Source organism: Ramlibacter sp. AN1133 (assembly GCF_037890035.1).
Classification (GTDB): Bacteria; Pseudomonadota; Gammaproteobacteria; order Burkholderiales; family Burkholderiaceae_C; genus Ramlibacter.
The window spans coordinates 17,424-43,873 of sequence record NZ_JBBKTQ010000016.1 but is presented as its reverse complement, the minus strand read 5'-3'; the positions used below and the strand labels follow the sequence as shown (position 1 = coordinate 43,873).

Below are 26,450 nucleotides of genomic sequence, written 5' to 3'. Positions count from 1 at the left end.
GCTTCCGCCCGTTCCATGCACCGCCGCCAGATCCTCTCCGCGCTTCCCCTGTTCGTCCTCCCCTTCGCCGGCCATGCCCAGGGCCTCGCCGGCCTGTCCGAGCTCGATGCGGGCAAGGGCGTGCGCGGCGCGCTGGAGAAGGGGGCCTTGGCCGCGGTGCAACTGCTCGGGCGGCCCGACGGCTTCCTGGCCAACCCGCAGGTCCGCATCCCCCTGCCCGAGGCGCTCCAGCAGTTCGCCGGCATCCTGTCCGCGATCGGCTTCGGCCGCCAGCTGGAGGAACTCGAAGTCTCGATGAACCGCGCCGCCGAGGCCGCCGTGCCGATGGCGAAGAACCTGCTGGTGAGCGCGGTGCGCAACATGTCGGTGTCGGACGCCAAGCGCGTCCTCACCGGCGGCGAGACCTCCGTCACCGAATTCTTCGCCGAGAAGACGCGGCTGCCGCTCACCGGCACCTTCCTGCCCGTGGTGCACCAGGCGACCGCCAGGGTCGGCGTGGTGGAGAAATACGAGCGGGTCTCGAAGAAGGCGCAGGGCCTGGGCCTGTACCGGCCGCAGGACCCCACGGTGGACCACTACGTCACGCGCAAGTCGCTCGACGGCCTCTTCTTCATGATCGGCGAAGAGGAAAAGAAGATCCGGCGCGACCCCGTGGGCTCGGGCAGCGCGCTGCTGCAGAGGGTGTTCGGCGCGCTGCGCTGAGGCAGCGCGGGCTGGTACGGCACCGCCTGGCCCGCCTCGAGCCGGAAGCGCGCCACCTTGTGGCGCAACTCCGCGGCGTGTTCCTTCATGGCCTCGGTCGACGCGGTGGCCTCCTCCACCAGCGCCGCGTTCTGCTGCACCACCTGGTCCATCTGCGTGATGGCGGTGTTGACCTGCGCGATGCCGGCGCTCTGCTCCTGGCTGGCCGCCGCGATCTCGGCGACGAGGTCGCTCACCTTCTTCGCGGACTCCACCACCTCCTGCATGGTCCGGCCCGCCGCGTCCACGAGCCGCGTGCCCGCCTCCACCTTGCCGACCGATTCGACGATCAGGGCCTTGATCTCGCGGGCCGCACCGGCGCTGCGCTGCGCGAGGTTGCGCACTTCCGCCGCCACCACCGCGAAGCCGCGCCCCTGGTCGCCCGCCCGCGCGGCCTCGACCGCCGCATTGAGCGCGAGGATGTTGGTCTGGAAGGCGATGCCGTCGATCACGCCGATGATCTCGGAGATGCGGCGCGAGGAATCGGAGATGCCCGTCATGGTGCTCACCACCTCGCCGACGGCCTGGCCGCCCCTGCGCGCGACCTCGCTCGCGTCGGCGGCCAGCTGGCTGGCCTGGCGCGCGTTCCCGGCGTTCTGGTTCACGGTGGACGTGAGCTCCTCCATCGAGCTGGCCGTCTCCTCCAGCGTGGTGGCCTGTTCCTCGGTGCGCTGCGACAGGTCCAGGTTGCCCTGCGCGATCTGCGCGCTCGTGTCCGCCACCGTGTGCGCACCGGCGGCGAGCTCGCCGACCAGGGTGCGCAGGTTGTCCGCCATGTCGCGCAGGGCGTCAAGCAACTGCCCGGTCTCGTCGCTGCCGGTCGCGGCGATGTCGGCCGAGAGATCTCCGTCGGCGACCCGCCTCGCCAGGGCGACGGCGCCGCCCAGGGGCTGCACGATGCTGCGCGTGATGGCGACGGAGCAGAGCACGCCGATCGCCAGTGCCAGCGCACCCAGCCCGTAGAGCATCGTGTCCACCCGGTGCGCCGATTCCGTGGTGCGCTCCATCAGCGCGCGCAACGCAGCCTGCTGCAGGTCCACCAGCCGGTTGATCTCGCCGATCATCTTCTGCTGGATGGGGTCGATGCGGTTCGTGATGACCTTGGCGGCCTCCTCGGTGTCGAACAGCAGCGAGTGGCCGACGGCTTCCAGCAGCGGCTGCTCCGTCTGCCGGTCGAGCCGGGCGATGGCGGCGAGGATCTCCTTCTCGGCTTCGGTCAGCCCGAGCGCGGCGAGCTGGTCGCGCGCCTGCGCATAGCGCTGGCGCTGCGCCTTGACCTTGGCCTCCTCGCCCTGCGTGGCCGCCACGTCGGCCTGCAGGCCGATGCTGCGGGTGGCCAGGGCGCCCTCCAGCAACGCGGTCTTCATGTTCTCCGCCAGGTCCGCCTTGGCGGTCACGCCGTGCATTCCTTCGGTCAGTTGCCGCATGCCCCTCTCCCGGGCCAGGTTGCCGGCGACGACCGCCGAGGCGAGCAGCAGCAGCACCAGCCCGAAGGCGATGGCCAGGCGCGTGCCGATGCGCAGGTTGCGCAGAGTCATGTCTTGGTCTCCGATCGGCTGGACGCCGCTAGGTCGCCGGATTACTTCGCGGCCCGGAAGATGCCGGAGCCGACGAGGTAGTCGCCTTCCATTTCGACGTAGGCGGTCTTGGGCTCGATCGTCTTCGTCACGGGATTGAGGAAGCGGTAGTCCACCGTCCCGCCCCCCTTGCTGGCGACCCCGAAGAACTGCTTGGTCATGTACACGCCGTCCGTGTCGCGCAGCTCCATCAGGTTCTTGCCGATCAGCTTGGCGTTGGCGCCGTGGGCCATGTTCACGCCGGTCTTGTCGTTGACGAACACGTACAGCTCGCGATCGACGAAGCGCCCCTTCGGGTTGCTGATTTCCGCGAAGGCCTTGTCGGGGCCGACCTCGCGGATGTACGCGCGGGCCTTCTTCACCATCGCCTTGGCCTCGTCGAGCGTCGCGCGCTCCTCGGCGACGACAGGCGCGGTGAAACCGAGGACCACCGTGGCCAGGACCACTGCCTTGAACAGCCTTTTCATGGATATCTCCTCCATCCGTTGAACTGAATGCCCTTGCGTTCCTGCGCAAGGTTCGGTGCGCGGCGCCCCTTGTTGCTTCTTGTGCCGCCGTAGCCCACTCTGGGGGTCTGTTTCAAACTGTTAATAGGGTCCCGCCGCAAGCTTGAGCCAGCTCAAGCTTTCGCCGGCACGCGCGCGCAGCGCTGTGGGTTGCATGCAACTCGCGGGCTTCCGCGAGCCACAAGCCAGGGTTCTCGGGGTCTCCCGGGGGCTGCCCGGGGGCCTGCGCGGCGGCAGGCGCAAAATGGCGCTTCGTCCCAGGAGTTCCCCATGGCCTACAACGACTTCAACATGGACAGCCACTGGCTGCCCTTCACGCCGAACCGCCAGTTCCGCAAGGACCCGCGGGTGTTCGTCGCCGCCGACGGCATGACCTTCACCACGCACGACGGCCGCAAGGTGATCGACGGCATCTCCAGCCTCTGGTGCGTGGGCGCGGGCCACAACCGCAAGCCGATCAACGAGGCGATCAAGAAGCAGCTCGACACGCTCGACTACGCCACCGCCTTCCAGGCCAGCAACGACCGCGCCTTCGAGGCCGCCGAGGCGATCGCGGCGATGGCCCCCGGCGACCTGAACAAGGTGCTGTTCTGCAATTCCGGCTCGGAAGCGGCCGACACCTCGCTGAAGGTGGCGCTGGCCTACCACCGCGCCCGCGGCGAAGGCCACCGCAACGTCTTCATCGGCCGCGAGAAGGGCTACCACGGCGTGGGCTTCGGCGGCATGAGCGTGGGCGGCATCCCGGCCAACCGCAAGGTGTACGGCACGGCGCTGCTGCCGCGCGTGGACCACCTGCGCTTCATCCACGATCCGGCCAACGCGTACATCCACAACAAGGAGCCGGAGTCGCAGGAAGACTTCCTGGCGGAACTGGAGCAGCGCATCCTGCCGCTGCACGACCCGAGCAACGTCGCCGCGGTCATCGTGGAGCCGGTGGCGGGCTCGGCGGGCTGGTACATCCCGCCCAAGGGCTACCTCAAGCGCCTGCGCGAGATCTGCGACAAGCACGGCATCCTGCTGATCTTCGACGAGGTGATCACCGGTTTCGGCCGCATGGGCACCAACTTCGGCGCCGACTACTACGGCGTGGTGCCGGACATGCTGAACTTCGCCAAGTGCGTCACCAACGGCGTGATCCCCATGGGCGGGGTGATCTGCCGCGACAAGATCTACGACCAGATGATGAAGACCGACGCGGCGGAGCACGTGATCGAGTTCTTCCACGGCTACACCTACTCGGGCCACCCCGTCGCCGCGGCGGCCGCGGTCGCGACGCTGGATCTCTACAAGAAGGAGAACCTGTTCCAGCGCGCCGGCGAGATGGGCAAGGTGCTGGGCGACGCCTTCCACTCCACCTTCAAAGGCCTGCCGAACGTGATCGGCATCCGCAGCCTGGGGCTGGCGGCGGCGGTGGAGCTGGCGCCGATCGCGGGTACGCCGGGCAAGCGCGCCTTCGACATCTACATCGACTGCTTCAAGAAGGGCGCGCTGGTGCGGCCGGCCGGCGACATCCTGGTGATCGCGCCGCCGTACATCGTGGAGAAGCAGCACATCGACCAGCTGGTGAACACGCTGGCGGATTCGGTGAAGGCGCACGCGTAACGGCAGCGCGGCGCCAGGTGGGCTGGCGGTGAGCCGCGAAGCGCGCGAACCCCAGCGCTGGCGCGCCGATCGCTGGGGTTTCGCTGGCGCTCCACCACCAGCCTACGGTTTCGCTGGCGCTCCACCACCAGCCTACGGTTTCGCTGGCGCTCCACCACCAGCCTACGGTTTCGCTGGCGCGCTCCACCACCAGCCTAGGAATTCGCGTGCGCGCCTAGCTCGCCGCCTGCGGCCGCGGCCGGTGCCGCTCCTGCTGGCGCTTGAACTCCGCGCAGTAGTCCTTGCCCGTGTCCTGCGAAGGCAGCAGCACCGAGCGCGCGACGAACTTGGCGGGCAGATGCTGCGGCACGCCGACGTCCGGCAGCACGTGGCCCGATCCCGCCAGCAGCACGACCGTCTTGCCCGGCGCTGCCGACGACGAGATCGTGCGGGCCATGGAGATGTCGCGCGCGATCTGCACGCGCGTCATCGGCTGCACCTGCGTTTCCGGCAGCATGTCGCAGTGGCCGCGGCGGATCGCCTGCTGCTGCGCCTTCAGGGCCGGGCCCGGCAGCAGCACGTCCAGCGTCTCGTCCTTCATGGCCTCGCGCATCTTCTCGCGCGAGAGGTTGCCGCCCACCACGGGCACGCCGGCGCGCACGGCAGCCATGATGGCCGGCCCGTAACGTTCCCAGGGCCAGCCGGTGCCCTTGTTCCACTTGAGCGCTTCGCGCACCTGTTCATCCGTCGCGGTCGGCGGCAGGCCGGCGGTGCTGGTCCCGCTCTCGGCCATCTCGAGCGCCACCGCACCGAGGCTTCCGCGCTGAGCGAGCGTGCTGACCCAGCGCTGCTGGATGCCGGCGTGCGCCTCGGCGTCGTGCTGCTCCCCGATCAGGACCGCGTCGATCCCGGCCGTCTCGGGCACGGGGGCGAGCGCCGCGCAACCGGCGAGCAGGAGGGCGGCGGCAAGGAAGGTCAGGCGCATGGCCCCATACTACCGGCCCGGCGGGCTGCCGTTTGTCGCCCCCGCCGACAGTTCCGATGTCCCTGCCTTTTTTCCTGCGCACCGCCGGCACGCTGCTGCTGGCCCTGGCGGCCGCGCTTCTTTGCGTCTGGTTGCGCACCCCGCTGCCCTGGATGATCGGGCCGCTGCTGGCCACCTCCATCGCCTCCATCCTCGGCGCGCCCACGCACAGCTGGCCGCCGCTGCGCAACGCGGGGCAGTGGGTGATCGCCGCCGCGCTGGGCCTGTACTTCACGCCACAGGTGACCGCGCTGGTGGCGGGCCTGTGGTGGGCGATCGTGCTGGCGGTCGCCTGGGCGCTGGGGCTGGGCTGGGCGTTCGGCCGCTGGCTGCACGCGCGCCATGCCGAACGCATCGGCGGTGATGCGCGCACCCGCTGGGCCACCACCTACTTCGCGGGCTCTATCGGCGGCGCCTCGGAGATGACCCTCCTGGCCGAGCGGGAGCACGGCCGCAGCGACCTGGTCGCCGCGGCGCACACCGTGCGCCTGATCATCGTGACGCTGCTGATCCCGCCGGCGGTCCTCTACAGCGGCCTGCACGGCCTGGACGCGTCGCTGCCCGGCGCCCGCGAGCTGCGCCTGCCCGGTCTGCTGGCGCTCTCCGCGGCCACGGCCGCCGGCGCCTGGCTGATGGCGCGGACCGGCCGCGCCAACCCGTGGTTCATGGGCGCGCTGCTGGTGAGCATGGGCATCACGATGGCGGGCGTCGAGCTGTCGGCGCTGCCGAACGGCGCGACCAATGTCGCCCAGCTGGTGATCGGCGTCAGCCTGGGGGTGCGGTTCCGGCGGGAATTCTTGCGCTCGGCGCCGCGCTGGCTGCTGGACGTCGCGCTCGGAACGCTGGGGATGATCCTGCTGTGCGCAGGGTTCGCCTGGCTGCTGGCCTGGGGCACGAAGCTGCACGTGGCGACGCTGGTGCTCGGAACGTCGCCGGGCGGCATCGCCGAGATGGCCATCACGGCCAAGGTGCTGCAGCTGGGGGTGCCGGTGGTGACCGCGTTCCAGGTCTGCCGGCTGGTGGCAGTGCTGGTGCTGGTCGAGCCGCTCTACAGATGGGTCGGGCCGCGCTGAGGCGGCCCGGCGGGTGGGGAGCCTCCTCCGACCGAGGCTCCGCTGGGCCCGGGTTTGTCCGCCCGGGCCAGGAATGGCGTCAGTGGATGACCAGCGGGTTCTGGGCCAGCTCGGCGTACCCGTCCAGCGTGGCTTCGACTTCTTCCTGGGTGGGCGTGTTCAGCTGCCAGGCGTTGATCTGGCGCTGGAAGGCGTCGGCCCAGGTCCCGTCGAGGTACACCTCCTTGTTGGACCGCTTGTCGACGATCTCGAAACCGTGGCGCACCATCGGCGGGTGCGCCTCTCCCTCGGCCGGCTCGTTCGCCTGCAGGTGCACCACCACGAAAGAATCGGAGTCGTAAAGCATTTGCATGATGTGTTCCTTTTGCCTTAGCTGGCTGCGGGAGACTTCGATTCAAGTGTGTCACTCATCTGGAAGTGCCGCAGGCACCGGCCGGATTGGCCATGACTCCAATTTAGGTACCCCGCGCTTCAGCCCTTGTCGGTTGAGGACCACCGGTTGTCCACTGTGTCACCGTTGGGGTTTGTCAGACGCAGGCGCACGGGGAGGTAATCCATGCGGGGCGCGAGCCAGACCTCCACTTTCTGGTCGTAATCGCGCCGCGGCAGGCGCTGGAGCTTGAGCGCGCGGACATTCCCCCCCGGCAGGGCCAGGTCTTCCTCGCCTTCGACCGCGAAGACCCAGGTGTCGGCCTCGCGCGTGCCCGCGGTCGGCAGGGCCAGCTGGGTGCCGGGCGGGTACTTCGCCGGCTGCCCGGCCACCAGCGCGGAGAGCTGCAGCAGCACGCTCAGGCGGTCCTGCATGCCGGTCTCGATCGGCGCGTCGGGCCGGTTGTTGCTGAACACGAGGCGGCCGTTGGCGCGATCGAAGTGGGTGGCCTGCTCGCTGCGGGACTTGTCCGAGAAGTAGGCCGGGGCGAGGCCCTCGGGCGTGATCCGCCCCGTGCTGCGCTGCGCGCGCGAGCCGACGAGGCCGCTCGCCTCCAGCCGCGCCTCGTACTGCCGGCCGTCGTGGCGCCAGTCGAGCAGGGCGCTGCCGGAGAGGGAGAACAGGCCCTTGCGCACGGCAACGTCGTAGTGCAGGCGCATGGGTGGCGGCATCGCGACTGGGGCGGGCGGCGTCGCCTCCGCGGGGGGTGCGGGTTTGACAGCTTGAGGCGCCCGCGCGGTCGCGGAGGCGGGGGCGGCGGCAGGCGCGGGCGGTGCGGCCGGGGCGGCGGCAGCGGGTTCGGGCGGTGGGGGCGCGGGCTCGCGCGCGGCCTTCGGTGCAGGCGGAGGGGGGCCTGGCGCCACCTGCGTTGCCGGCGCAGGCGCAGGCGCGGGTGTCGGTGTCGGTGTCGGTGTCGGTGTCGGAGCCGGAGCCGGAGCCGGAGCCGGAGCCGGAGCCGGAGCGATGGCCGGCGGCGCCGGTGTCACGCTGCGCGTGGCGAACTGCACCGGGGACGTGCGCGCGGGCTCGACCTTGCGCGGCACGCCCTGCAGCAAGACGACGTGCACGGCAAGCACGAGCACCGCCAGCGGCACGAGCCGCCGCCACGGTGCGGTGCCCGCGGGCTTCATCCCCGCCGGCCCGCGTCGTGGCCTGAATTACGATCAGGAGAATTCATTTCGCGATGCGTAACGGCGGCCGGGAATTCTGGCGCATGCGCACACCAAGGACAAAACCGATGAAGCTGGCGACGTACAGGGATGGCTCGCGCGACGGGCAACTGGTGGTGGTCTCGCGCGACCTGCAGTCGGCCCATTATGCGACCGGGATCGCGAGCCGCCTGCAGCAGGTGCTGGACGACTGGAACTTCCTCGCCCCCCAATTGCAGGACCTCTACGAGACGGTCAACGGCGGCAAGGCGCGCCATGCCTTCCCCTTCGATCCGCGGCAGTGCATGGCGCCGCTGCCGCGCGCCTACCAGTGGGCCGACGGCTCGGCGTACATCAACCACGTCGAGCTGGTGCGGGCCGCGCGCAACGCGGAGGTGCCGAAGACCTACTACGAGGACCCGCTGATGTACCAGGGCGGCAGCGACGATTTCCTGGGGCCGTGCGAGGACGCGAAGTTCGCCAGCGAGGACTGGGGCATCGACTTCGAGGCCGAGGTGGCGGTCGTCACGGGCGACGTGCCCATGGGCGCATCGCCGGACGAGGCGCTCGACGGCGTGCGCCTGCTGATGATCGCCAACGACTGGAGCCTGCGCAACCTGATCCCGGCCGAACTGGCCAAGGGCTTCGGCTTCTTCCAGAGCAAGCCGGCCACCGCCTTCGGCCCGGTGGCGGTCACCCCCGACGAACTGGGCGACGCCTGGGAGGGCGGGCGCGTGAACCTCGTCCTGCAAAGCGCCTGGAACGGCCGCAAGGTGGGCATGTGCGAGGCCGGCCCCGACATGACCTTCCACTTCGGCCAGCTGATCGCGCACATCTGCAAGACGCGCAACGTGCGCGCCGGCTCCATCGTGGGCTCGGGCACGGTGAGCAACCGCGGCGTCGAGGGCGCCGGCGGCAAGATGGAGTGGCCCAAGGGCTACAGCTGCATCGCCGAGAAGCGCGCGATCGAGACCATCCAGGATGGCAAGCCCACCACCGAGTTCATGCGCTTCGGCGACACGATCCGCATCGAGATGAAGGGCAAGGACGGGCAGAGCGTGTTCGGGGTGATCGAGCAGAAGGTGGTGGGTCCGGCCTGCTGATTGCTGACAACGCAAGCGCGCTGACAATCTTCCGGATGCAGACCTCGTCCCAGCAGCTGTCGCAGTGGCTCAGCGAGCCTGAAGGAGTTCGGCTTGAGTTCAAGGAGGCGAATCAAAGGTTCGACTTCGACAAGCTGGTGAACTACTGTGTGGCCGTCGCCAATGAGGGCGGCGGGAAGATCATTCTCGGTGTTACGGACCAGCGACCTCGTCGCATCGTAGGCACCAAGGCGTTCGAAGAACCGGGGCGCACCGAGGCAGGGCTGCACAACCGCTTGTCCCACAGAATTCCCATTGAAGAACTCCGGCTTCCAGAAGGCCGGGTTTTGATCGTCCATGTCCCAGGGCGGCTCCCCGGTACGGCTTGGCAATACCAGGGCCGCTATCTCAAGCGAGCGGGCGATGATGTGGCTCCTCTCGGGGACGCGGAGCTGAGAGCCATGTTCGAAGAGACAGGCCCCGATTTCTCGGCGCAGATGTGTCCGGGTGCTGGTATAGCCGACCTCTCGCCCCAAGCCATCAAGGTGTTCCGTGACCGCTGGGCCCAGAAGCGCCGTGATTCAAGGATTGCGGCGTGGGGGGACGCTGAAACTCTCGCGAACGCTGAACTGATCGGTGAGGGGCGAGTCACTTATGCAGCGCTCATCTTGCTCGGTTCACACACAGCGCTTGGGCGTCACCTGGCGCAAGCAGAGCTCGTTTTCGAATACAGGTCGTCGGAAGCGTCCGGACCTGCTGCCGACCGCGAGGAGTTCAGGGAAGGATTCATGCTGTGGCAGGACACGCTCTGGGCGAAGATCAATCTGAGAAATGATCGACAAAGCTACCAAGACGACTTCTTCCGAATGGACCTTCCCACATTCGACGAAGTACCTGTCCGGGAAGCCGTCTTGAACGCGGTCGCGCACCGAGACTATCGTCTCGGTGGCTCGATCTTCGTTCGACAGTACACGAAGAAACTGGAGGTGGTCAGCCCCGGCGGCCTGCCCGCAGGCATCACACCGCAGAACATTCTGGAGCAGCAGAATCCCAGAAACAGGCGATTGGCGGAGGCTTTGGCCAAGTGCGGTCTTATCGAGCGCTCCGGACAAGGCATGAATCTGATGGTCGAGAGCGCCATTCGGCAGGGCAAGCCTTTGCCGGACTTCGCGGGCACGGACGCCCATCAGGTTCACCTTACATTGGAGGGCGGTGTCAGGAATCCGGCATTCGTTCGATTCATGGAGCGGCTGGGACCTGAAGTGCAGGCGTCCCTTTCGACTGCTGACTATTTGGCTTTGGAACGCTTGCAGCACGAACAGGACCTTCCCGCTCCTTTGCGAGAGAGGCTGCCACGGCTTGCCACCATGGGTGCGGTCGAAGTCCTTGGCCGAGGCAAGAGCGCCAGATATATCCTGTCCGAAGCCCTTTACGCGGCGCTTGGTTCAAGAGGCACCCACACGCGCAAGAAGGGACTTGATCATGAGACGAACAAGGCGCTCTTGCTGAGGCACCTGTCGAAGCAAGGCGTGCGAGGCGCAGCCTTGGGTGAACTGCGCCAAGTGTTGCCAATGCTTCCAGAAAGCACGGTTCAGACGTTGCTCGGTGAGCTCCGATCCGAAGGCCGTGTGATTCTGGAGGGGCAACGCAGGTGGGCTCGGTGGAGAGTCACCCCAACGGGACACGCCTAGTTTCCAAGTCCTTAGGATCGTAAAGCCACTCTTTTAGCTCGATAAAAAGTCAACAAAAACAATGACTTATAAAGATGTGGCGGGCTCTTTGGCGACTTAGAGTGCGCAACCAGAGCCGGCATATCCATCCACTAGTGACTCCTATCGATTCTAAAGTCGCCCCCCGCTGGTCCTGGCTCCCCGCGCAGGGCAGCTGGCGCTACCACGTCCTGCTGGCCGCCGTCGGCATGCTGGTGCTGGGCCCGCTTGCCGGCGTGACGGCGGCGTACATGAACTTCTCGCTGGGCTTCTTCGTCGGCGGCCAGGTCCTCGCCGGCCTGCTCGGCTCCGCCGTCACCGCCGGCTACGGCGCCGACGGCAAGCATGGCGCCAACTACATCCAGACCGCCGCCGCTTCGGTCGCCAGCATGAGCGGCATGGCGGTGCTGGTGCAGGCGATGGTGTGGATGGGGCTGCCGCAGCCGCCGGCCTGGCAGCTGGTCGCGTTCTTCGTCTGCATCGGCATGTTCGGCGTCGGGGTCGGCATGCTGTACACGCCGGTGCTGGTCGACCGCTTGCGGCTCGCCTTTCCGTCCGGCCTGGCCGTCGCGAACATCCTGCGGGCGTTGACCGACACGCGCCTGCTGCGCCACTCCGTCAAGCAACTCGCCAGCGGCGGCATCGCGGGGCTCGTGGCGGGCCTGGCCGGCAGCAAGCTGGCGGTCCTGGGCGCGATCGAGTTCTCCGCCTCCACCTTCGGCGCCGGCATGGTGGTGGGCGCGCGCATCGGCGTGCCGGCCGTGATCGGCGGCGTGATCAGCTGGATGCTGCAGCCCTTCTTCGTGTCGATCGGCTGGTTGCAGCCCGGCGACCCCTTCCGCAAGATCACCTTCCTGATCGCGCTCGGCACCATCCTCGGCGCCGCGATCGTCGACCTGGCGCTGATCTTCCGGCGCGCCTTCCGGAACGCGCGCGCCGGCGGCGCGCCGGAGGACGACGAGGAGTGGCGCAAGGTGCACCGCGGCCGCCTCTGGGCCTGGGTGATCGCCTGGGCCGCGGCGACGCTGGCGACGGGCCACTGGCTGCTGCACCAGCCGCTGTTCTTCCTGGCGCTGGGCATCGCGCTGGTGTTCCTGTTCGCGCTGGTCAACGGCATCTCGGTCGGCGTGAGCGACTCCAATCCGATCTCCTCGGCCTTCGTCGTCTCGGTGGTGCTGATGGCGCTGCTGGGGCTGGCCGATCCCGGCGTGGGGCTGATGGCCGGGGCGATCCTGCTCGTCTCCACCAGCGTCGCCTGCGACATGCAGCAGGACCGCTCCACCGGCTGGCGCCTGGGAACGCCGCGCACGCTGCAGTTCCGCTACCAGGTGCTGGGCATCCTCGTCGGCGCGGTGCTGGCCGTGGTGTTCGCGCGCCTGTTCATGGCGGCGTACCCGGTGCTGATGCAGGACCAGACGGTGATGAAGGCGGGCCAGCAGCCCGCGGAGTGGAGCTCCGCGATGACCTACAAGTTCGTCGGCGTGCTGCGCAGCCTCACCGACGACAAGCCATACCAGCGCACCGCGATCGTCGTCGGCATCGCGATCGGCCTGGCGATCGAGGTGCTGCGCAAGTGGCTGAAGCCCAGGCACTTCGTGCTCGATGCGATCGTGCTGCCGTCGCCGTACGCGCTGTCGTTCGGGGGCTTCGTGAACCTGCCGACGTCGCTGTGGCTCGGTGCCGGCGGCGTAGCGGCGAGCCTGATCGAGCTGCGCGCGCCGAAGGACCGCGAGCTGCCGGAGGATATGAGCGGGACGTCGCTGTTCGGCGGGGGCTTGATCGCGGGGGATGCGATCGCGGCGCTGGCGTTGGGAATCGCCGGCCTGCTGGCCACCGTTTTCTGAACGCGTGAACCTGCGATTCGTAGGCTGGTGGTGGAGCGCAGCGAAACCCCAGCGCTTCGCGCATCGCTGGGGTTCGCAAGGCTCACCACCAGCCTACGGGACCGCGCGCGGGACCCTCACAACCGCAACCACGACGTCCCCTTCTCCTCCGACTGCGTGCGCTCCAGCGCCGCCAGGAAGCTGTCGCACCACCAGTGCACGTCGTAGCGGCGGATCGTCTGCATCAGCGCCTCGTGCCGCGCGCGCCGCTCCTCCACCGGCATCTGCAGCGCCAGCAGGATGGCCGCGGCCGTGCCTTCGGTGTCGTAGGGATTCACCAGCAGCGCCTCGCGCAACTGCTCCGCCGCGCCGGCGAAGCGCGAGAGCACCAGCACGCCGGGATCGTCGACGTTCTGCGCCGCCAGGAACTCCTTGGCGACGAGGTTCATGCCGTCGCGCAAGGGCGTGACCAGCGCCACCCGGCTGGCGCGATACAGGCCCGGCAGGCGCGCACGCGCCACCGTGCGGTGGATGTAGCGCACCGGCATCCAGTCCAGTTCGCCGAAGTTGCCGTTGATGGAGCCGCACAGCGACTCCAGCTCGTGCAGGATCTCGGTGTACGCGCTGACGTTCTCGCGGCTGGGCGACGCGATCTGGATCAGCGTGGCGCTGGAGCGCAGGTCCGGGTTCTTGGTGAGGAACTCGCGGAAGGCCCGCATGCGTTGCGGCAGGCCCTTCGAATAATCGAGCCGGTCCACGCCCACCAGCAGCTTGCGCCGCGAGTACTCCAGGCGCATGCGCTCGTACAGTTCCACCGCCTCCGGCGCATGGGCCAGCTCGGTGAACTCCTGCACGTCGATGCCGATCGGGAAGGCGCCGGCCTGCACCGTGCGGCCGAAGGCGCGCCAGCGGCCGTCGTCCACCGGCTGCGCGTGCGCCTCGCTTTCCACGTAGCCCGCGAAGTGGTCCAGGTCGGCCTTGCTCTGGAAGCCGACCAGGTCGTAGGCGAACAGGGCGCGGATCAGCCAGTCGTGCCCCGGGATCGCCGCCAGCATCAGCGGCGGCGGCAGCGGGATGTGCAGGAAGAAGCCGATGCGCTGCTTGCAGCCGAGCGCGCGCAGTTCCGCCGCCAGCGGGATCAGGTGGTAGTCGTGCACCCAGATCACGTCGTCGGGCTTGAGCAGCGGCAGCAGCTTGCGCGCGAACAGCTGGTTCACGCGCCGGTAGCCGCTGATGTAGCCGGCGTCGAAGTCCGCCAGGTCCAGCCGGTAGTGGAACACCGGCCACAGCACGCCGTTGGAGTAGCCGAGATAGAAGGCGTCGTGGTCGGCCTGCGAGAGGTCGACCATCGCCAGCGTCACCGGTCCGGCGCGCTGGAACACGACGTCGTCGTCCTCCGCGTCGTCGATCACCTTGCCGCTCCAGCCGAACCACAGGCCGCCGGCGTTGTTCAACACCTCCGCCAGCGCCACGGCGAGCCCGCCCGCGGCGGTCTTGCGCGGGTCCGCGATGCGGTTGGAGACGACGACGAGGCGGCTCATCGGGCTCCTAGATCACCGTGTCCCACGGCGCCGACAGGCGCACCGCGGCGTTGATCGTGCCGACCATCGAGTAGGTCTGCGGGAAGTTGCCCCACATCTCGCCGGTGATCGGATGCGTGTCCTCGGACAGCAGGCCCAGGTGGTTGCGGCTCTTGAGCATCACCTCGAAAATCTCGCGCGCCTGCGCCTTGCGCCCGATGCGCGCCAGCGCGTCGATGCGCCAGAAGGTGCAGATGTTGAACGCGGTCTCGGGCTTGCCGAAGTCGTCGGCGGCCTCGTAGCGGCGCATGTACGGGCCGTCGCACAGCGACTTCTCGAGTGCGTCGACGGTGGCCACGAAGCGCGCGTCGTTCGGGTCGATCATGTTCACTTCCGCCATCAGCAGCGCGCTGGCGTCGAGGTCGCGGCCGCCGAAGCTCTCGGCGAAGGCCTGGCGCTCCTCGCTCCAGGACTCCTTGAGGATGCGGTTGCGGATCGTGTCGGCGCGCTCGCGCCAGTAGCGGATGCGCTCGGGCAGCCCCAGCGCCAGCGCCACCTTGGCCAGCCGGTCGCAGGCGGCCCAGCTCATGAGCGCCGAGGAGGTGTGGATGCGCGCGCGCGTGCGCAGCTCCCACATGCCGGCGTCGGGCGAGTCGTAGACCTTGAAGGCCTGCTCGCCCACCGCCTCCAGGTGCACGAACTCGGCGCGGCTGGCGCGCCGCATCAGCCGGTGGTCGTGGAAGGCCTGCGCCGCGCCCAGGATGATGTTGCCGTACACATCGTGCTGGAAGTGCTCCTGCGCCTGGTTGCCCACGCGCACCGGCCCCATGCCGCGGTAGCCGGGCAGGTGCTCCAGGATCATCTCGGGCAGCCGCTCCTCCTGGCCGATGCCGTACAGCGGCTGGATGTGCCCGCCGCCGGAGCGGATCACGATGTTCATCAGCCAGCGCAGGTATTCCTCCATCGTCGCCACTTCGGAGATGGAGTTGAGCGCGCGCACGACGAAGAAGGCGTCGCGCAACCAGCAGTAGCGGTAGTCCCAGTTGCGGCCGCTGTTGGGGGCCTCGGGGATGGACGTGGTCATGGCCGCCACGATGGCGCCGGTGTCCTCGTACAGCGAGAGCTTGAGCGTGATGGCCGCGCGGATCACTGCGTCCTGCCACTCCAGCGGCAGCGCCAGCGCGCGCGCCCACTGCTTCCAGTAGGCCACCGTCTCCTGCTCGAACAGGCGCGCGGTGTCCTCGATGCCGCTGGTGAGCGTCTCGTCCGGGCCCATGACGAAGTTCATCGGCCGGTCGACCACGAAGAAGGTCTCGGCCAGGATGTACGAGATGGGCGCATCCGTGTTCACGCGCAGCGTCTGCCCCGGGCCGACGTAGCGGATGTGCGTGCTGCCCTGCGTGACCTGCGGCTGGTCGCGCCCCCACTCGAAGCGCGGGCGCAGCAGCACGCGCATCCTGGGCGAGCCCTGCAGCACCTTCACCCGCCGCACCAGCGTCATCGGCCGGAACATGCGGCCGCGGCTCCAGAAGCGCGGCGCGAAGTCGACGACCTCGATGCCCTGGCCGCGGTTGTCGTACAGGCGGGTGCGCAGGACGGCCGTGTTCGGCTCGTACTCCTGCTCGCTGCGCTCGAAGCCCTCCAGCTCGAACTGCCACAGCGCGCCGTTCTCGCTCGGGTCCAGCAGGGCGTTGAAGACCGGGTCGCCGTCGAAGCGGGGCAGGCAGCACCACATGATGCGCGCCTCGCGGTCGACCAGCGCGCTGTACGCGCAGTTGCCGATCATGCCCACCGAGAGCGAGTTGGGATGCGTGGTCTTGTTCATGTCGTTCTCATGAAGCGGGCGGCGATGGCCGCCTCCATTTCTTGCCGCAGGGCCTGCGGGTCGGACACGCGGCGCCAGGCGCAGGTGGCACCCTCGCCGACCTTGATGCCCAGGCCGCCGCGATCCTGCACGGCGGAGAAGCCGACTTCGTCGGTGACGTCGTCGCCGATGAACACCGGCATGCGCCCGGCGAAGGGCGGCTCCTCGAGGAAGTCCAGGATCGCGCGGCCCTTGCTGGCGCCGCCGGGCTTGGCCTCCACGACCATCTTGCCGCGCAGCAGGGCGATGCCGGGGGATTCCTCCACCGCCTGCTGCATGGCGCGCACGCACAGCTCCTCCAGGTCGGGCCGCTGCCGGTAGTGCAGCGCGAGCGAGCCGCGCTTGTTCTCCACCAGCAGGCCCGGGTTCTGGGCCGCCAGCAGGCAGGCGGCTTCCTCCACGTGGTCCAGCGGCTGCGTGTGCAGCAGGTGCACCTGGCCGTCCGTGCCGCGGCGTTCCGCCCCGTGCACGCCGGCGACCGGCAGCTGCAGCGGCTGCAGGAAGCTGTCGATCTGTTCGATCGGGCGACCGGAGATCACCGCGATGGCGCCCTGCAGGTACCCATGGAGGTCCCGCAGCACGGTGATCAGCGGCTGCGGCACGTGCACGGCGCTCGGCTGCGGCGCGATGTCCACCATGGTTCCGTCGAAATCCAGGAACAGGGCGCAGGAGGGATAGAGGATCTCCACAAGCGTCATGCGACCGAACCGTAGCAGAAGCTGCTGCGGTGCGGCGAGATGTCCGGACCATCGGCCCGCGTAGGAGCGCACCGACAGTCGCATCGGCCGCGTGCGCCGGCAGCCCATCCGGGGGGCCAAGGCCGAGGTCCCGGGCACGCTGGCGCGGCCTGGACTAAGCTCGCCCCCATGGACTACGCCCGCTACGAAACCCTGCGCATCGCGCGCCGCGGCCCGGACGACTCCGTGCTCGACATCCAGATGAAGGCGGCCAACGGCAAGCTGCCGACGGCCGGCCATGCCGGTCACCGCGAGCTGGCCGAGATCTGGCGCGACGTGAGCGCTGACGACACGGTGCGCGTCGCCGTGCTGCGCGGCGAAGGCCTGGGCTTTTCCGGCGGCGGCGACCTGGCGCTGGTGCAGGACATGGCCAGCGACTTCGACATCCGCGCCCGGGTGTGGAAGGAAGCGCGCGACCTGGTCTACGCCGTCGTCAATTGCGACAAGCCCATCGTGAGCGCGATGCACGGGCCGGCCGTGGGCGCCGGGCTGGTGGCGGGCCTGCTGGCCGACATCTCGGTGGCGGCGCGCGACGCGAAGATCGTCGACGGCCACACGCGCCTGGGCGTCGCCGCGGGCGACCACGCTGCGATCGTGTGGCCGCTGCTGTGCGGGCTGGCCAAGGCCAAGTACTACCTCCTGCTGTGCGAACCGGTCAGCGGCGAGGAGGCCGAGCGCATCGGCCTCGTCTCGCTGGCGGTGGATGGCGACCAGCTGCTGCCCAGGGCCTACGAGATCGCCGACCGGCTCGCGCAGGGCAGCCAGACGGCGATCCGCTGGACCAAGTATTCCCTGAACAACTGGCTGCGCCAGGCGGGGCCAGCCTTCGACACCTCCCTGGCGCTGGAGTTCATGGGCTTCGCCGGGCCCGACGTGCAGGAAGGCATCGCCTCGCTGCGCGAGCGCCGGCCGCCGAAATTCCGCTGAAGGACACGTGATGAGGACCTTTCTCGCATCCCTCGTGCTCGCTGGCACGGTGCTGTCCGCGCAGGCGGCCGATGCCCCCGCCACGGTGCAGGGCGCCTGGGCGCGGCCCATCGTGGCCGGCCAGCAGTCCAGCGGCGCCTACATGACGATCACGGCGCGCGAGCCGCTCACGCTGCTCGGGGGCGAGTCGCCGGCCGCGGGCATCGTCGAGATCCACCAGATGAAGATGGAAGGCGACATCATGAAGATGCGCGCCGCTGCCGACCTGCCCCTGGCCCCGGGCAAGCCCCTGCAGCTCGGGCCCGGTGGCTACCACTTCATGCTGATGGACCTGCAGGCCCCGTTCAAGGCCGGCACGCAGATCCCGTTCACCCTGCGCTTTCGCGACGCGAAGGGCAAGGTCAGCACGCTGCGACTGAGCGTGCCGGTGCAGGCGGCAGCCCCGCGCGAGTCGCGCCAGTAGGGCCGCCTTCGGGTAAGCTGTCAGCACGACAACTGCCCACCAGGGGAGCGCGCGATGAGCGACAACGGCAACTTCGGTTTTGCGAAACTCGTCCCCGGTTTCGACTTCCTGCAGAACCTGGCGAAGGGCGCTTCGCAGAGCATTCCGCAGATGCCCCACCTGTCCAACTGGGTGGCCCCGACGCTCAACGTCGAGGAACTGGAAAAGCGCATCGCCGAACTCAAGGCGGTGCAGTTCTGGCTCGAGCAGAACGGCAGGGCGCTGTCCGCCACCATCCAGGCGCTGGAAGTGCAGAAGATGACCCTCGCCACACTGGAAGGCATGAACTTCAGCATGGGCGAACTGGCCAACTCGCTCAAGCTCAAGACCACCGAGACCATGGCCAGCGGCGCCCGCCGGATGGGCGAAGCGGCCGAAGCCGCCGCCAGCGCCGTCACGGGGGCGGCCGACGCCGTGGCCGGCGTTGCGCGCCGGAAGCCGGCCGGCAGGAAGGCGGACGAGGAAGAGAACCTCGAGAAGGGCGAGCCGGGCGAGGCCGCCAAGCCTGCCGGCGGCGGGGCGCCGATCGACCCGCTGCAGTGGTGGGGCGCGCTCACGCACCAGTTCCAGCAGATCGCCGCCAACGCGATGAAGGACGCGGCGCAGAAGACCGCCTCCGACACCGCGCGCAACATGGCCGGCGGCGCGGCCAAGGCGGCCGCCGGCATGGCGAAGGCCGCGGTCAAGGCGCCTGCCTCCACCCGCACCGCGGCCAAGAAGTCCACCGCACGCAAGGGCGCGGCACGCAAGACGCGCGCGAAGAAGGCGGCCGACAAGGCGCCTGACAAGTCCGCCGCCTAGGAGCCGCCATGCAGCTCTTTCCCTTCGGCCATGCCACGCACCCGCAGTGGCGGATGGCGGCCGGCCTGGTGCTGGCGCAGTTGCGCGCGCAGATGACGCTCCACGGCTACGCGCCCTCGCCCACGCTGGGCCTGCTGTACGTGACGGACCACTATGCGTCCTCGGCGCAGGACATCCTCGACCACCTCGGCGCCGAACTGCCGGAAGTGACCGACTGGGCCGGCACCGTGGGCGTGGGCATCGCCTCCTCGAACGTGGAGTACTTCGACGAGCCCGCCATGGCGGTGATGCTGTGCGCCGTGCCCTCCCACCAGTACCGCGTCTTCTCCGGCGTCGCGCCCCTGCCCGGGACGTTCCGGGCCCACACGGCCCTGGTCCATGCCGATGCCGCCACGCCCGACGTCGCGGAACTGATCGCGGAGATGGCCGACCGCACGGCCACGGGCTACCTGTTCGGCGGGCTGGCCTCCAGCCGCGGCGACGTGGTGCAGTTCGCCATCGGCGGCAACGGCAACCTGAGCGGGCAGGGCAAGGCCGGCGGCGTGTTCAGCGGCGGCTTGTCCGGCGTGGCCTTCACCGACGACGTGCAACTGGTCTCGCGCATCACGCAGGGCTGCCAGCCGGTCTCGCCGGCGCGCAGCATCACCGGCGCCGACGGCAACCTGGTGACCGAACTCGATGGTGAGCCGGCCCTTGACGTGCTGCTGGACGACCTGCGCATCTCGCTGGAGCAGCCGCAGGCCGCGATGGCGGCCCTGCGCACCACCCTGGTCGGCCTGACGCAGGCCACCGAGGACGTCGTGAGCCGCACGGGCCACTTCGGCACCGACGTCGTGGTGCGGCACATCATCGGCCTGGATCCGCGCCGGCGCGGCGTGGCCGTTGCCGACAAGGTGGACGAGGGCATGCGCCTGGCCTTCTGCCGCCGCGACGTCGAGGCGGCGCGGGCCGACCTGGTGCGCATCTGCGCCGAGGTCCGCGAGGAGCTGGAGCCGGAGGAGCTGCCCCTGGCGGCCGCGAGCGCGCTGATGGCGGCGGACCCGATCGCGCCGCCCAGCCCCGAGACCAGCACCATCGCCGGCGCCATCTACGTCAGCTGCGCCGGCCGCGGCGGCCCGCATTTCGGCGGCCCGAGCGCGGAAATGCAGGTCGTGCGGCGCGCGCTGGGCGATGTGCCGCTGGTAGGCTTCTTCGCCGGCGGCGAGATCGGGCGGAAGAACCTGTACGGGTATACGGGGGTGCTGACGGTCTTCCGTTGAGGCTCACGAAAAGGCGGACAGCCGGACGCAGAGGACGCGAAGGGTACGCAGAGGACGCAAAAGGACATCCATCGAAGGAAATTCCTTTGAATTCTTTGCGTCCTCTGCGTACCCTTTGCGCCCTCTGCGTCCTGCCTTTCGGTTTTCAAGACCCTCAGCGCCGCCGCAACTGCGTGAACGCCGCGAACTCCCAGCTGCGCATCGCCAGCACCAGCGTGTAGCCTTCGCGCTCCTTCGCCGGCAGTTTCTGGTCGGCCTGGTGCTGCTGCGCGAAGTCCTGCGCCACGCGCTGCAGGCGGTCCATGAAGGAGGGCGCGATGGCGCGGCTCACGGCGCCGTGCACCAGCAGCAGGCCTTCCGCCGGGCCGTCGAAGCCGCCGTTGAAGTAATCCAGCACCGCGTGGTCGCGGAAGTAGTGCATCACCGGCCCGTGCGGGCGCCAGCGGAAGGTCTTCGCCAGCTTCAGGCGATAGCGGTTCAACGGCCGCAGCTCGATGATGCCGATGCGGTCCAGCGCCACGAAGTACTTCGTGCACTCCGCTTCGCTCAGGCGGTACTCGGTCGTGACCTGCTCCAGCGTCCACTGGCTCAGCACGCAGATCGCGCACAGCAGCAGCTTCTTGTCCGCCACCACGGCGCGCTCCTGCTCCTGGGTGAGTTCGCTCACCAGCGGCTGCGCATCGGCCACGCGCCGCGCGAGCTCGGCGAAATCGAGCTTGAGCACCCGGCAGATCGCGTCGATGCGCGACAGCGCCATGTCGCCCTTGGCGAGCATGCGCTTGACGCTCGATTCGGCCATGCCCAGGCCCCTGGCCAGTTCCGCATAGGTCATCTGCGCGGCCTTCAGTTCCTTCTTCAGGGCGAGGACGAGATCGGCGGTGGTGCTCATGGAAGTATTGCCTGGCGATACCGCAAGGGCAGGGAATCGACAATGTAGCCGGAATCCGGCACCCTTGCGGCCGCGGGCGGCGAACACTGCGGGCCTCGCCACCCCAAGGAGAAACGATGCGCACCCCCACCCCCCGGGAGTCCCTGCTGCTGGCGCTTGGCGCCGCGCTGCTGCTCGCCGCGCTCTTCGGACCGCACGTCGCCCAGCCGGCGCACTACCACGCCTTCGCCGACCAGCGCAGCCTGTGGGGCGTGCCGCACGCGCTGGACGTGCTGTCGAACCTGCCCTTCGCGCTCGCGGGCATCGCCGGGCTGCGGCTGCTGCGCGGCGACGCGGGCCTCGCGATGGCGCCGGTGCAGCGGGGCTGCGCGGCGCTGTTCTTCGGCGGCCTCGTGCTCACCACCGTGTGTTCCGCCTGGTACCACCTGCAGCCGCAGGACGCCGGCCTGGCCATCGACCGCGCCGGCATGAGCCTCGCGTTCGCGGGAGCGCTCGGCCTGCTGGCCGCCACCCAGGTCAGCGACCGCGCGGGGCGGATGCTGGCGCTGGCCGTACTCGTGGCAGCGCCCCTCGCGATCATGGTCTGCCTGGTGACCGGCAACGTGCTGCCCTGGGCGCTGCTGCAGGGCGGCGGCCTGCTGCTGTTCGTCGTCTTCGGCCTGCGCGCGCCGCGCACCGGCGCGCTGCACGTGCGCTGGGTTGCGGTGCTGGCCATCTACGTCATCGCCAAGCTGCTGGAGGTGGGCGACCACGCGGTCTTCGAAGCCAGCGGACAGTTGCTCTCCGGACACACGCTCAAGCACCTGGTCGCCGCTTTCGCCGCATGGCCGCTGCTTTCCGCGATCGCGGCCCTGCGCCGCGGGCAGAATCCGGCGAGCAGCGTGGCCACCGTCCGCGCGTGAGGAGGACCGTCGCATGAACACCGCCACCGCGCAAGCGCCCGTGCCCGCCGCCGGCGCCGCCCCCCATCCCAACCAGTTCGCGCTGCTGCGCCAGCGCCGCTTCGCGCCCTTCTTCTGGACGCAGTTCGCCGGCGCCGCCAACGACAACCTGTTCAAGTTCGCCTTCACCGTGATGGTGACCTACCAGCTGCAGGTGGCGTGGATGCCGCCCGCGATGGCGGGCCTGGTGATCGGCGCGCTGTTCATCCTGCCCTACCTGCTGTTCTCCGCCACCAGCGGGCAGCTGGCGGACAAGTGCGACAAGCGCAGCCTGATCCTGTTCGTCAAGTGGCTGGAGATCGGCATCATGCTGCTGGCCACCTGGGGCTTCTTCACCGCCAACGTCGTGGTGCTGCTGGCGTGCACCTTCCTCATGGGCCTGCACTCCACCCTGTTCGGGCCGGTCAAGTTCGCCTACCTGCCGCAACACCTGGACGAGCGCGAGCTCACGGGCGGCAACGGCATGGTGGAGATGGGCACCTTCGTCGCGATCCTGCTCGGGCAGGTCGCGGGCGGCCTCGTGGTCGACATTCCTGCCATCGGCCCGCAGGCCGTCGGCTTCTCCTGCGTCGCCCTGGCGGTGATCGGTCGCCTGGTCGCCCACGCGATCCCCGCCTCGCCGGCCAGCGCGCCCGAGCTGCGCATCAACTGGAATCCCTTCAGCGAGACCTGGCGCAACCTGAAGCTGGCGCACGGCAACGTCGTCGTCTTCCGCTCTCTCCTCGGGATCAGCTGGATGTGGTTCTTCGGCGCCGTGTTCCTCAGCCAGTTCCCCTCCTTCGCCAAGGAGGTGCTGCACGGCAACGCGCAGGTCGCCTCGCTGCTGCTGGTGGTGTTCTCCATCGGCATCGGCGCCGGTTCGCTGATGTGCGAGATGCTGTCGCGCCGGCACGTGGAGATCGGCCTCGTGCCCGTGGGCGCCATCGGCATGACGGTGTTCGCGGTGGACCTGTACTTCGCCTCGCGGGGGCTGCCGCCGGCAGGCAATCTCACGCTGGGCCAGTTCGTCGGCATCGCGGCGCACTGGCGCGTGATGGCGGACCTGGCGCTGCTCTCGCTGTTCGCCGGCCTCTACTCGGTGCCGATGTACGCGCTGATCCAGCTGCGCGCGCAGCCCACGCACCGCGCGCGCATCATCGCGGCGAACAACATCCTCAATGCGCTGTTCATGATCGGCAGCTCGGTGATCGCCGGCGCGCTGCTGAAGGCGGGGGCCACCATTCCGCAGATCTTCCTGCTGGTGGGCGTCGCCAACGCGCTGGTGGCCGGCTACATCTTCCTGCTGGTGCCGGAGTACCTGCTGCGCTTCGTCGCCTGGATCGCCACGCACATCGTCTACCGCTTCCGCGTGCGCGGCGACGAGCAGATCCCCGTCAGCGGTCCCGCGGTGCTCGCCTGCAACCACGTGAGCTTCGTCGACGCCGTGCTGCTGATGGCGGCGAGCCCGCGGCCGATCTACTTCGTGATGGACCACCGCATCTTCCGCTTCCCCGTGCTGGGCTGGCTGTTCCGCCTGTCCAAGGCGATCCCGATCGCGCCGCAGAAGGACGACCCCGCGGTCTACGAAGCGGCCTTCGAGCGCGCCGCGCAGGTGCTGCGCGAGGGCGACCTGCTGGCGATCTTTCCCGAGGGCGGGATCACGCGCGACGGCACGCTGCAGCCGTTCAAGGGCGGGATCATGAAGGTGCTGGAGCGCGCGCAGGCCGATGGCGTGCAGCCGCCGGTGATCCCGATGGCGCTGACGAACCTGTGGGGTTCCTTCTTCAGCCGCATCGAGCAGGGCAACGCGATGGTGCGGCCGTTCCGCCGCGGCATCTTCAACCGCGTGGGGCTGAACGTGGGCGCGCCGCTGCCGGCGGCGCAGGTGCGGCCGGCGCTGCTGCAGCAGCGGGTGGCGCAGCTGCTGACAGCGTAAGGGCGCCACGGGGGGTAGGCTGGTGGTGAGCCGCGTCAGCGCGAACCCCAGCGATGCGCGAAGCGCTGGGGTTCCGGCGCATTCGCGCGTCACCGCCAGCCTACCCCACCCCGATCACGCCGATGCGCGCGCCGGCCACAGCTTGGCGCGCCGCAGTCCCACCGCGATGGCGCCGATCGCCCCCAGCACGGAGAGGATGACCAGCCCCTGCCCGAGCCGCACCTGGTCGTCCAGCAGGTAGGCATTGCACAGTCGCAGGGGCGCATCCTGGTACAGCTGGCCGGCGGCTGCCATCATCGGCAGCAGGTTGCCCAGGAAGAAGGCCTGCACCAGCAGGCCGGCGCGCCGCCACGACAGCTGCAGCGCCGCGCCGCAGGCGAGCAGGGCCAGCCATTTCGCCGCCTCGGCGCGCGCGTCGACGAGCACGAGATCGAGCAGGCGCGGGATCATCAGCACCATCAGCGTGAGCGCGCAGGCGAGCAGGCCCGCGATGCCATGCGCGTTCCATCCATCGACGTGCCGGCGCCAGGCCGTGGGCAGCGCGCGCGCCAGGAAGTAGCCGGCCGCGACCACGAGCGGGAACTGCACCAGCATGTGCAGGCTCATGCTGGATTCCAGCAGCCGGCGCACGGGCGGCAGGGCCAGCACGGCGAGGCCGGCGAGCGCCGCCGCGGTCGCGGGCAGCCGCTTCACGGCGCGCCTCCCTCGGCCAGGTGCACGGCGTAGTCCAGCGCGAGCTGCTGCTCGGCGAAATCGAAGATGCGCAGCAGCCGGCCTTGGCGGTCCACCACCAGCAGCGCGGCGTTGTGCTGGAAGTCGCCGCGCCCGTCCGGCACCACGACGACGCGGAAGGCATCGAGCAGCGTCTGCGTCGCGGCGGGCGTGGGCACGCGCACGAAGTGCCACCAGCGGGGATCGGCGCCCATGCTCTTCGCGTAGGTGGCCAGCCGCGCCCGGTCGTCGCGTGCCGGATCGAAACTGATCGAGACGAGCTGCACGTGCGCCGGTTTGGCGGCGGCCTGCAGCGTCGCCTGCATCTGCTGGAACACGGTGCCGCCCGCCAGGCACAGCGTCTCGCAATGCGTGTAGACGAACTCCACGATGCTCACGTCGCGGCCGTTGGCCAGGAGCCCGCGCAAGTCACGCGCGCCTACGCCAGGGCCCTGCACCGCGACGCCCGGAGCCGGCACCGGCGCCCGGGCCACCTCGATGCGCCGCGCGCCTTCCTCCGTCCACGCCTGGAAGCCGTGCGTCAGGCGCGTGGCGCCGGCCCAGGCGGCCCACAGCAGCGCGGCACAGAGCACGAACGTGCGGACCATCAGCGGGCAAGGATCTTGTTGCGGCCGTGGAAGCGCAGCGGCGTCGCGCGTGCCGGGCCCTTGTCCTTCGGCAGCACGTCGGCGAGCGTGTACGCGTCCAGGTGGGCCATGAAGTTGCGCAGCGCGCCGTCCATGACGCCGGTCAGGTCGCAGCTGCCATGCAGCATGCAGCTGTGGCCGCTGGAGAAGCACTCCACGATGAAGAAGTCGGGTTCCATCGTGCGCTCCACGTCACCCAGCCGGATCTCGGCCGGCGACTTCGCCAGCCGGATGCCGCCGCCCTTGCCGCGCGTGGTGTCCAGCCAGCCGCCCAGCGCGAGCTGGTGGGTGATCTTCATCAGGTGGGTCTGCGAGATGTCGTAGGCGGCCGCCACCTCCGCGATGGTGCACAGGCGCTCGGGCCGCTGCGCCACGTACATCAGCAGCCGGATGGCGTAATCGGTCATGCGCGCGAGCCGCATTGCAGGTCCTCGGGTTCAGGGCGATCGGGCCGGCAGCGCCGCGAGCTCGGCGCCGCCGTTGAATGGCTTGCTGCGTGGATTCTGCTTGCGTTCGGTGGCGAAGAGTTCGGCCGGCAGGGCCGCCGCGTGGTTGCCCCAGCTGGCTCGCACGTAGCTCGCCACCGCGGCCAGCTCCGCGTCGCCCAGGCGCGCGAACGAGGGCATGCTGCCCTTGTACGCAGTGCCCTTCACCGTGAGCTCGCCCTCGATGCCGTGCAGCAGGATGTTGGCCAGCACGCGCGGCTCGCCCTGCACCCACTCGGAGCCGTCCAGCGGCGGGAACACGCCGGGCACGCCGGTGCCGGCCGCCTGGTGGCAGGCGACGCAGTTGGCGGCGAACAGCTGCTTGCCGTCGATCGCGCCGGCCGCGCCGGCCGCGGGCCGCAGGTCGGCGAGCGTGCGGCGGTCGCCGAGGCCCGGCATGCCGAAGGGCTCGGAGAACAGGATGTAGCCGGCGCCCGCCAGCACCATCGCGAGGGTGATGCCGGCGACCACCAGCGGGATCGGCTGGCTGCGCTCGGTGGGATCGGCGGTCTCGCGCAGCTGCGCGGGCGTGGGCGCGGGGGCGGGGGTCGGCATGGC

Annotated in this window: 25 protein-coding genes and 1 pseudogene; 13 read left to right on the top strand and 13 right to left on the bottom strand. The window is 69.6% G+C overall.

All coding sequences use genetic code 11. The features are described from left to right. Nucleotides 1-15 precede the first annotated feature (15 nt). Complete coding sequence (locus WG923_RS20275) at nucleotides 16-702, top strand: DUF4197 domain-containing protein (RefSeq protein ID WP_445322955.1); 687 nt, start codon at nucleotides 16-18, stop codon at nucleotides 700-702. Between the two features lie 149 nt (nucleotides 703-851). Here the strand turns inward: WG923_RS20275 and WG923_RS20270 are convergent. Then, nucleotides 852-2,279, bottom strand: a pseudogene (locus tag WG923_RS20270) (methyl-accepting chemotaxis protein); the annotation flags it as partial. 41 nt (nucleotides 2,280-2,320) lie between these two features. Beyond that, nucleotides 2,321-2,785: a cache domain-containing protein gene (locus tag WG923_RS20265; RefSeq protein WP_340352805.1), complete on the bottom strand. Its 465-nt coding sequence runs from the start codon at nucleotides 2,783-2,785 to the stop codon at nucleotides 2,321-2,323. 309 nt (nucleotides 2,786-3,094) lie between these two features. Here WG923_RS20265 and WG923_RS20260 point away from each other — a divergent pair, with 309 nt between their 5' ends. Then, nucleotides 3,095-4,426, top strand: coding sequence for an aminotransferase class III-fold pyridoxal phosphate-dependent enzyme (locus WG923_RS20260; protein ID WP_340352804.1), 1,332 nt, complete (start codon nucleotides 3,095-3,097; stop codon nucleotides 4,424-4,426). A 214-nt stretch (nucleotides 4,427-4,640) separates the two neighbouring features. Here WG923_RS20260 and WG923_RS20255 read toward each other — a convergent pair whose 3' ends face one another. Then, complete coding sequence (locus tag WG923_RS20255; RefSeq protein ID WP_340352803.1) at nucleotides 4,641-5,390, bottom strand: ChaN family lipoprotein; 750 nt, start codon at nucleotides 5,388-5,390, stop codon at nucleotides 4,641-4,643. 56 nt (nucleotides 5,391-5,446) lie between these two features. On the opposite strand from WG923_RS20255, the gene WG923_RS20250 reads away from it, so the two are divergent. Further along, nucleotides 5,447-6,502: an AbrB family transcriptional regulator gene (locus tag WG923_RS20250; RefSeq protein ID WP_340352802.1), complete on the top strand. Its 1,056-nt coding sequence runs from the start codon at nucleotides 5,447-5,449 to the stop codon at nucleotides 6,500-6,502. Nucleotides 6,503-6,581: 79 nt separating this feature from the next. Here WG923_RS20250 and WG923_RS20245 read toward each other — a convergent pair whose 3' ends face one another. Further along, a complete protein-coding gene (locus tag WG923_RS20245; protein WP_340352801.1) occupies nucleotides 6,582-6,854 on the bottom strand; it encodes a BTH_I0359 family protein in 273 nt (90 codons plus the stop codon). A gap of 119 nt (nucleotides 6,855-6,973) precedes the next feature. After that, nucleotides 6,974-7,591 carry a DUF3108 domain-containing protein gene (locus tag WG923_RS20240; protein ID WP_445322952.1) on the bottom strand — a complete coding sequence of 206 codons (618 nt, stop codon included), beginning with the start codon at nucleotides 7,589-7,591 and terminating at the stop codon, nucleotides 6,974-6,976. 304 nt (nucleotides 7,592-7,895) lie between these two features. Here WG923_RS20240 and WG923_RS20235 point away from each other — a divergent pair, with 304 nt between their 5' ends. From WG923_RS20235 to WG923_RS20220, 4 genes are all read left to right on the top strand, one after another. Continuing rightward, nucleotides 7,896-8,123 (top strand): hypothetical protein, encoded by a 228-nt coding sequence (locus tag WG923_RS20235; protein WP_340352799.1) that lies wholly within the window; start codon nucleotides 7,896-7,898, stop codon nucleotides 8,121-8,123. A 46-nt stretch (nucleotides 8,124-8,169) separates the two neighbouring features. Next, entirely contained in the window at nucleotides 8,170-9,183 is a 1,014-nt protein-coding gene (locus WG923_RS20230; RefSeq protein WP_340352798.1) for a fumarylacetoacetate hydrolase family protein, read from the top strand. Nucleotides 9,184-9,218: 35 nt separating this feature from the next. Next, nucleotides 9,219-10,853 carry an ATP-binding protein gene (locus WG923_RS20225; RefSeq protein ID WP_340352797.1) on the top strand — a complete coding sequence of 545 codons (1,635 nt, stop codon included), beginning with the start codon at nucleotides 9,219-9,221 and terminating at the stop codon, nucleotides 10,851-10,853. Nucleotides 10,854-10,987: 134 nt separating this feature from the next. Further along, nucleotides 10,988-12,715, top strand: a complete 1,728-nt coding sequence (locus tag WG923_RS20220; RefSeq protein WP_340352796.1) for an OPT/YSL family transporter — start codon at nucleotides 10,988-10,990, stop codon at nucleotides 12,713-12,715. A 116-nt stretch (nucleotides 12,716-12,831) separates the two neighbouring features. Here the strand turns inward: WG923_RS20220 and otsA are convergent, their stop codons facing one another. Genes otsA through otsB form a run of 3 tightly spaced genes read right to left on the bottom strand, consistent with a single transcriptional unit; the run spans nucleotide 12,832 to nucleotide 16,776 of the window. Next, a complete protein-coding gene (gene otsA, locus WG923_RS20215; RefSeq protein WP_340352795.1) occupies nucleotides 12,832-14,235 on the bottom strand; it encodes an alpha,alpha-trehalose-phosphate synthase (UDP-forming) in 1,404 nt (467 codons plus the stop codon). A 7-nt stretch (nucleotides 14,236-14,242) separates the two neighbouring features. Continuing rightward, nucleotides 14,243-16,039: a glycoside hydrolase family 15 protein gene (locus WG923_RS20210; RefSeq protein WP_340352794.1), complete on the bottom strand. Its 1,797-nt coding sequence runs from the start codon at nucleotides 16,037-16,039 to the stop codon at nucleotides 14,243-14,245. After that, nucleotides 16,036-16,776, bottom strand: coding sequence for a trehalose-phosphatase (gene otsB / locus WG923_RS20205; RefSeq protein ID WP_340352793.1), 741 nt, complete (start codon nucleotides 16,774-16,776; stop codon nucleotides 16,036-16,038). Before otsB ends, WG923_RS20210 begins: the two co-directional genes overlap by 4 nt. A gap of 168 nt (nucleotides 16,777-16,944) precedes the next feature. On the opposite strand from otsB, the gene WG923_RS20200 reads away from it, so the two are divergent. The 4 genes from WG923_RS20200 to WG923_RS20185 are packed head-to-tail and all read left to right on the top strand — an operon-like array spanning nucleotide 16,945 to nucleotide 20,304. Further along, nucleotides 16,945-17,742, top strand: coding sequence for an enoyl-CoA hydratase/isomerase family protein (locus WG923_RS20200; RefSeq protein ID WP_340352792.1), 798 nt, complete (start codon nucleotides 16,945-16,947; stop codon nucleotides 17,740-17,742). A gap of 10 nt (nucleotides 17,743-17,752) precedes the next feature. Then, nucleotides 17,753-18,205 carry a copper chaperone PCu(A)C gene (locus WG923_RS20195; RefSeq protein ID WP_340352791.1) on the top strand — a complete coding sequence of 151 codons (453 nt, stop codon included), beginning with the start codon at nucleotides 17,753-17,755 and terminating at the stop codon, nucleotides 18,203-18,205. Between the two features lie 54 nt (nucleotides 18,206-18,259). After that, entirely contained in the window at nucleotides 18,260-19,045 is a 786-nt protein-coding gene (locus WG923_RS20190) for a PhaM family polyhydroxyalkanoate granule multifunctional regulatory protein (RefSeq protein ID WP_340352790.1), read from the top strand. Nucleotides 19,046-19,053: 8 nt separating this feature from the next. After that, nucleotides 19,054-20,304, top strand: coding sequence for an FIST signal transduction protein (locus WG923_RS20185; RefSeq protein ID WP_340352789.1), 1,251 nt, complete (start codon nucleotides 19,054-19,056; stop codon nucleotides 20,302-20,304). A gap of 154 nt (nucleotides 20,305-20,458) precedes the next feature. Here WG923_RS20185 and WG923_RS20180 read toward each other — a convergent pair whose 3' ends face one another. After that, complete coding sequence (locus WG923_RS20180; RefSeq protein ID WP_340352788.1) at nucleotides 20,459-21,193, bottom strand: helix-turn-helix domain-containing protein; 735 nt, start codon at nucleotides 21,191-21,193, stop codon at nucleotides 20,459-20,461. 116 nt (nucleotides 21,194-21,309) lie between these two features. On the opposite strand from WG923_RS20180, the gene WG923_RS20175 reads away from it, so the two are divergent. Continuing rightward, nucleotides 21,310-22,095, top strand: a complete 786-nt coding sequence (locus tag WG923_RS20175; RefSeq protein WP_340352787.1) for a hypothetical protein — start codon at nucleotides 21,310-21,312, stop codon at nucleotides 22,093-22,095. Between the two features lie 13 nt (nucleotides 22,096-22,108). Further along, complete coding sequence (locus tag WG923_RS20170) at nucleotides 22,109-24,049, top strand: MFS transporter (protein ID WP_340352786.1); 1,941 nt, start codon at nucleotides 22,109-22,111, stop codon at nucleotides 24,047-24,049. Between the two features lie 114 nt (nucleotides 24,050-24,163). Here WG923_RS20170 and WG923_RS20165 read toward each other — a convergent pair whose 3' ends face one another. From WG923_RS20165 to WG923_RS20150, 4 genes are read right to left on the bottom strand one after another with little or no spacing between them, the layout of a single operon-like run. Next, nucleotides 24,164-24,742 carry a hypothetical protein gene (locus WG923_RS20165; RefSeq protein ID WP_340352785.1) on the bottom strand — a complete coding sequence of 193 codons (579 nt, stop codon included), beginning with the start codon at nucleotides 24,740-24,742 and terminating at the stop codon, nucleotides 24,164-24,166. Beyond that, nucleotides 24,739-25,368, bottom strand: coding sequence for an SCO family protein (locus WG923_RS20160; protein WP_340352784.1), 630 nt, complete (start codon nucleotides 25,366-25,368; stop codon nucleotides 24,739-24,741). Before WG923_RS20160 ends, WG923_RS20165 begins: the two co-directional genes overlap by 4 nt. After that, on the bottom strand, nucleotides 25,368-25,829 hold the full coding sequence (locus WG923_RS20155; protein ID WP_340352783.1) for an RrF2 family transcriptional regulator: 462 nt from the start codon (nucleotides 25,827-25,829) through the stop codon (nucleotides 25,368-25,370). The genes WG923_RS20160 and WG923_RS20155 overlap by 1 nt, the downstream gene beginning before the upstream one ends. 15 nt (nucleotides 25,830-25,844) lie before the next feature. Further along, nucleotides 25,845-26,447: a c-type cytochrome gene (locus WG923_RS20150; protein ID WP_340352782.1), complete on the bottom strand. Its 603-nt coding sequence runs from the start codon at nucleotides 26,445-26,447 to the stop codon at nucleotides 25,845-25,847. Nucleotides 26,448-26,450 lie beyond the last annotated feature (3 nt).

What these genes read in the sequence shown, in the direction of transcription:
- WG923_RS20275 (WP_445322955.1), top strand. Translation starts at nt 16, where the DNA reads ATGCACCGCCGCCAGATCCTCTCCGCGCTTCCCCTGTTCGTCCTCCCC.
- WG923_RS20265 (WP_340352805.1), bottom strand. Translation starts at nt 2,785, where the DNA reads ATGAAAAGGCTGTTCAAGGCAGTGGTCCTGGCCACGGTGGTCCTCGGT.
- WG923_RS20260 (WP_340352804.1), top strand. Translation starts at nt 3,095, where the DNA reads ATGGCCTACAACGACTTCAACATGGACAGCCACTGGCTGCCCTTCACG.
- WG923_RS20255 (WP_340352803.1), bottom strand. Translation starts at nt 5,390, where the DNA reads ATGCGCCTGACCTTCCTTGCCGCCGCCCTCCTGCTCGCCGGTTGCGCG.
- WG923_RS20250 (WP_340352802.1), top strand. Translation starts at nt 5,447, where the DNA reads ATGTCCCTGCCTTTTTTCCTGCGCACCGCCGGCACGCTGCTGCTGGCC.
- WG923_RS20245 (WP_340352801.1), bottom strand. Translation starts at nt 6,854, where the DNA reads ATGCAAATGCTTTACGACTCCGATTCTTTCGTGGTGGTGCACCTGCAG.
- WG923_RS20240 (WP_445322952.1), bottom strand. Translation starts at nt 7,591, where the DNA reads ATGCGCCTGCACTACGACGTTGCCGTGCGCAAGGGCCTGTTCTCCCTC.
- WG923_RS20235 (WP_340352799.1), top strand. Translation starts at nt 7,896, where the DNA reads ATGGCCGGCGGCGCCGGTGTCACGCTGCGCGTGGCGAACTGCACCGGG.
- WG923_RS20230 (WP_340352798.1), top strand. Translation starts at nt 8,170, where the DNA reads ATGAAGCTGGCGACGTACAGGGATGGCTCGCGCGACGGGCAACTGGTG.
- WG923_RS20225 (WP_340352797.1), top strand. Translation starts at nt 9,219, where the DNA reads ATGCAGACCTCGTCCCAGCAGCTGTCGCAGTGGCTCAGCGAGCCTGAA.
- otsA (WP_340352795.1), bottom strand. Translation starts at nt 14,235, where the DNA reads ATGAGCCGCCTCGTCGTCGTCTCCAACCGCATCGCGGACCCGCGCAAG.
- WG923_RS20210 (WP_340352794.1), bottom strand. Translation starts at nt 16,039, where the DNA reads ATGAACAAGACCACGCATCCCAACTCGCTCTCGGTGGGCATGATCGGC.
- otsB (WP_340352793.1), bottom strand. Translation starts at nt 16,776, where the DNA reads ATGACGCTTGTGGAGATCCTCTATCCCTCCTGCGCCCTGTTCCTGGAT.
- WG923_RS20200 (WP_340352792.1), top strand. Translation starts at nt 16,945, where the DNA reads ATGGACTACGCCCGCTACGAAACCCTGCGCATCGCGCGCCGCGGCCCG.
- WG923_RS20195 (WP_340352791.1), top strand. Translation starts at nt 17,753, where the DNA reads ATGAGGACCTTTCTCGCATCCCTCGTGCTCGCTGGCACGGTGCTGTCC.
- WG923_RS20190 (WP_340352790.1), top strand. Translation starts at nt 18,260, where the DNA reads ATGAGCGACAACGGCAACTTCGGTTTTGCGAAACTCGTCCCCGGTTTC.
- WG923_RS20185 (WP_340352789.1), top strand. Translation starts at nt 19,054, where the DNA reads ATGCAGCTCTTTCCCTTCGGCCATGCCACGCACCCGCAGTGGCGGATG.
- WG923_RS20180 (WP_340352788.1), bottom strand. Translation starts at nt 21,193, where the DNA reads ATGAGCACCACCGCCGATCTCGTCCTCGCCCTGAAGAAGGAACTGAAG.
- WG923_RS20175 (WP_340352787.1), top strand. Translation starts at nt 21,310, where the DNA reads ATGCGCACCCCCACCCCCCGGGAGTCCCTGCTGCTGGCGCTTGGCGCC.
- WG923_RS20170 (WP_340352786.1), top strand. Translation starts at nt 22,109, where the DNA reads ATGAACACCGCCACCGCGCAAGCGCCCGTGCCCGCCGCCGGCGCCGCC.
- WG923_RS20160 (WP_340352784.1), bottom strand. Translation starts at nt 25,368, where the DNA reads ATGGTCCGCACGTTCGTGCTCTGTGCCGCGCTGCTGTGGGCCGCCTGG.
- WG923_RS20155 (WP_340352783.1), bottom strand. Translation starts at nt 25,829, where the DNA reads ATGCGGCTCGCGCGCATGACCGATTACGCCATCCGGCTGCTGATGTAC.
- WG923_RS20150 (WP_340352782.1), bottom strand. Translation starts at nt 26,447, where the DNA reads ATGCCGACCCCCGCCCCCGCGCCCACGCCCGCGCAGCTGCGCGAGACC.